The organism is Azospirillum tabaci, assembly GCF_014596085.1.
Taxonomy (GTDB): domain Bacteria; phylum Pseudomonadota; class Alphaproteobacteria; order Azospirillales; family Azospirillaceae; genus Azospirillum; species Azospirillum tabaci.
Genome location: NZ_JACCJY010000079.1, coordinates 1 through 991, shown reverse-complemented (window position 1 = coordinate 991; position 991 = coordinate 1). Strand labels below are relative to the sequence as shown.

The following is a 991-nucleotide window of genomic DNA, read 5'->3' as shown; positions in this document are numbered from 1 at the left end:
TCCGCCGCAGCCTTCGCGCTGCACTACCTGCTGATCGGCGCCTCGACCGGCGCAGCTATGGCCGGGCTCTCGGTGCTGCAGGTCGCCACTGCCTGGCCCGATGACCGGCCGCGCTGGTGCCGGGCGCTCTACGTCGCCACCGTACCCCTGCTGGCCGTGCTGGCCGCGTCGACCTGGGCGGGCTGGCCATCGGCCTGTGCCGCCGCCGGATTGATCCTCGGCACCGCGGCGCGCTGGTGCCGGTCGGCACTGGTGCTGCGCGCCCTGTTCCTGCTGGCCTGCGCCTGCTGGATTGCCCACGACCTGCTGATCAACTCGACCTTCGGGCTGGCCGCCGACCTGCTCTGCATGGCCGGGCTGGTCTACGGCGCGCTGCGTGACCGCACAGAGGTTGCGCAAACCTAACACATATTCCACCATACAAGCTCTGCGGAGACATCCCCGTGAATGCCATGTTCCCGGCGCGCACCGTCGCGCCCGACTTCCGTCTTGTCGAAACTCTGAACCTGGGCACCGGCCCGCTCGTTCCGGCGCTGGGCGCCGCGCGAGGTCGCCTGTGCAGCGAGCTGGTCGCCCGTTGCGTCACGCCGATCCTGTGCGAGTCCTGGCCGGACCTGGAGGCGGTGAACGCACGGCACCGCGAGAGCTGGTTTCCATTGCTGCCCAAGTCGTCCAGTGCACCGGCCTTCTGGCTCGGGCTGGTCGACGGGGAGGGGGAGGTGGTCGCCACCCACGCCGCGGTGCTCGTCGACTGCACCGCCTCCAGCCTCGGCGCCCGGCTGGCGGATCTGTCAGCGCTGCACGATCCCGGCGACGCGCCAGCGGACGAATGGGCCTTCGTCGCCAGCGAGGCCGCCCACGACACCCGCGGGTCGGTGGCCTGGATCGTGGCTGGCTGGACCCGGCCGGACTGGCGCGGCGCCGGGCTGTTCCATCGGCTCGGCGAGCTGGTGCGGCTGGTCGCCCTGGCCCGCTGGAACCCGAAATGGGT

At 71.5% G+C, this 991-nt stretch carries 2 protein-coding genes; both read left to right on the top strand.

Features of this window, described 5'->3' with window-relative positions:
- A partial coding sequence (locus H0B54_RS29315; protein WP_188263269.1) for a YgjV family protein occupies positions 1 to 405 on the top strand: 405 nt, incomplete at its 5' end.
- Positions 406 to 452: 47 nt separating this feature from the next.
- Positions 453 to 991, top strand: a 539-nt coding sequence (locus tag H0B54_RS29310; protein WP_246472989.1) for a hypothetical protein, incomplete at its 3' end; no start/stop codon positions are given.